The following is a 2,881-nucleotide window of genomic DNA, read 5'->3' on the forward strand; positions in this document are numbered from 1 at the left end:
ACCCCGACCAATATAAAAGAGCGAAGCACGACTAAAATCTTGACAATCTCTGCTGTATAGGTTAACTTAAAATAAGTTGTTTGAGGTCGATAAACAATGATTATCTTAGAAATGAAAGCAGTGGTCAAACCAAGTCAGTCTTCTGCCATAGATGAAGCTATTCGTACAGTACAATTCATCAGAAACAAAGCATTAAGGCTTTGGATGGATGCCAAGAGAGAAGACAAAATCGATAAATATTCTCTCAATAAATATTGTGCAGTTCTCGCCCAACAGTTCAAGTTTGTCGATACTCTAAATTCTACGGCTAGACAAGCATCGGCAGAACGGGACTGGTCAGCGATTGCCCGTTTCTATGACAATTGTCAGAAAAAAATAAAAGGTAAAAAAGGTTATCCCAAGTTTCAGAAAAATAATCGTTCTGTGGAATATAAAAACTGTGGCGGTCAACTATCGGAGGATAGAAAAAAATTACTTTCACAGATAAGAAAAATCTTGGCACGGTTAAACTGAAAGGAACTAGAGACTTAAACTTTTACCCTATAGACCAAATTAAACGAGTTAGGATTGTTAAACGAGCAGACGGTTACTATGTCCAATTCTGCCTTAGCGTTGATATTCGGGAATAGGCAAAACCCTTAGAACCGACTAAAAGATGTGTAGGATTGGATGTAGGCTTAAAAGTTTTCTACGCTAATAGTGATGGGGAAACGGTAGAAATACCGCAATACTATCGCCAAGCGGAAAAAAGATTAAACCGTTTGACCCCCCGACGTCGGTTGGGGGGGAGAGATTCCCTCTGGCGAATGTTGGATACGTCCTGTCAGATTAGGGAAACTCTATGAACCAAGAATCCCTCGCTTTTAGTGACGGGAGTGTCAATAAGAAGCGATCTTTGATGAGAACAGACAACTATGAACTTCGAGATTCCCAGTGCCGTAAAAACTTGGTCACAATTTGGCCATCCCATTCTAATGTGGGTTTTATTAGGATTAACTATCTATGCCCTCTATTCGGGGCTACAATGGCGACGGACGCGTACAGCAGATAAAGACCTAAAAAAAGAATTATTGCCCAAGGATTTTCGCACTAAACACTATCAAATTGGCTCCCTAATCCTCGCTTTAATGGTGTTGGGGACGATCGGGGGTATGGCGGTGACTTATATTAATAACGGTAAATTATTTGTCGGTCCCCATCTGCTGGCGGGTTTAGGGATGGTGGGTTTAATCTCGATCAGTGCCGCTTTAGTACCTTTAATGCAAAAAGGCAATGAATTGGCCAGAATCACCCATATTACCCTTAATGCCGTCATTTTAGGTCTTTTTGGCTGGCAAGCCTTCACGGGAATGGATATAGTCCAGCGTATTCTCAGCAAAATGTAAGAAACTTTGAAAATATAGGATGCGTCATCAGACGCATCCAACCCTAAAAAGTGCTTTCAAAGTTAATCACAAGTTATAGAATCTTTCTGACGGGTAGAAACAAAAAGCAAAAAATCAGATAAAGAGATATAGCGTTTCTCATAAAGATGAAGTGTAACCTAATGTAGTCGTGCAAAATAAAATGAGATGATTATTCAGGAGAAGACAAGTCGCGGAAAATCTGGCTGGCAATGGCTGCACTCCGGCGAATTTGTTCAATTTCGGAAAGATTTTGCCAATTTTCGGTTTCGATAGTCGTTTCGCTCTGGCCATTACGCATAGTATAGGCGTAGGGACGAGCAAAAACCTGTAAATCTTCTGGAGACCATTGGGGAAAGAGATCGCTAAGACAAACAACAAGGCGATCAAGGTTGTCTAATTGACTATCAACTAGATTTTCAGCGCTTTCTACTAGACGATTTAAATGTTCGGCCGGCAATAAAGAGGCAAATTTATCAAAGATATTAGACCGGGGTGAAACGGAAACTGTCGGGAATTTTTGGTGTAAACTGTTAAAGAATCTATCAGCTTGTGCTTTGATCGCCGTCGCTTCTAGTCCTTCACACAGAGAAAAGGGCGTTTCTGTCAGGTCTAAGGGATCATGACTCTCAACAGCGGTTACATCCCAGGGATAGGTGACTTCTTCTTCGATCAGGATTGCCAGAAGTTCCTCAGTAATCTGTTCGGATAGGGATAAATGGCTCATAAATAACACTCCATATATTAGCCTTTGTGGTGTTCAATGAGTAACTACATCTCGGTTTTGACAATTTCCGAAGCTACAAACAGACTTCTGGTGCAAGTCAGGCAAGAGGCACTGTTGCCATAGGAGCAATAATTAACCCTTGCATATCATTATTGATTACTTTTTGACTTTTGCCAGAAGCCGATCAGAAAAGTGGCATAAACTTCTCAACGCCTGAATTTGGAACAAGCTGACATCCTCTGCTGGAATGTAAGTGATAAGTTTTACCGCTCGAATCTGTCTTCCTCTCTGTGTTCTTTGTGCCTCCGTGGTTTATCCTTAATCTTTCTGGGATCACCTGAGAAAAACTGTATGCTAGGCCATATTTAACCAAGCTAAACCAAGAGAGCCTTAATTTTTTGGTTAGGATAGGCACTCTTGCAATAGTCCCTTCCATAGGTGTAATTAATTTTGTTCAATCTCTTGGTGTTTTCTTGTCCAGACTCCGAGAACACTGGCCCCTACCCCTCCTCTAGAGGTCTATTGATAATTAGCCAATTTTTGACGACGAAAATCCCGAGGTGATAATCCTGTCCAACGCTTAAAAGCGCGAGTAAAATGGGCGGTATCACTGTAACCTAATTCCATGGCAATATCAATTAATTTTATCTGGGGTTCCTGCAGCCACAAAACTGCTTGCTCAAAACGAATTTTTTCCACTACCTGAGTATAGGTTAAACCTTCTTCTCCTAACCTTCTTTGTAGGGTACGG

The 2,881-nt window shown here is 41.1% G+C and carries 3 protein-coding genes and 1 pseudogene; 2 read left to right on the top strand and 2 right to left on the bottom strand.

Annotated features, from left to right (window positions below; genetic code table 11):
* Positions 1-96: 96 nt before the first annotated feature.
* Together PX481_RS25435 and PX481_RS25440 are read left to right on the top strand one after the other, a co-directional pair.
* Positions 97-776, top strand: a pseudogene (locus PX481_RS25435) (RNA-guided endonuclease InsQ/TnpB family protein); the annotation flags it as partial.
* 138 nt (positions 777-914) lie between these two features.
* Complete coding sequence (locus PX481_RS25440) at positions 915-1,385, top strand: DUF4079 domain-containing protein (protein ID WP_002760891.1); 471 nt, start codon at positions 915-917, stop codon at positions 1,383-1,385.
* A gap of 190 nt (positions 1,386-1,575) precedes the next feature.
* Here the strand turns inward: PX481_RS25440 and PX481_RS25445 are convergent, their stop codons facing one another.
* Together PX481_RS25445 and PX481_RS25450 are read right to left on the bottom strand one after the other, a co-directional pair.
* Positions 1,576-2,130, bottom strand: coding sequence for a hypothetical protein (locus PX481_RS25445; RefSeq protein ID WP_002760892.1), 555 nt, complete (start codon positions 2,128-2,130; stop codon positions 1,576-1,578).
* 519 nt (positions 2,131-2,649) lie between these two features.
* On the bottom strand, positions 2,650-2,881 hold a 232-nt coding region (locus PX481_RS25450; RefSeq protein ID WP_288096738.1), incomplete at its 5' end, for a helix-turn-helix transcriptional regulator.

The organism is Microcystis sp. M53603_WE2, from assembly GCF_030065435.1.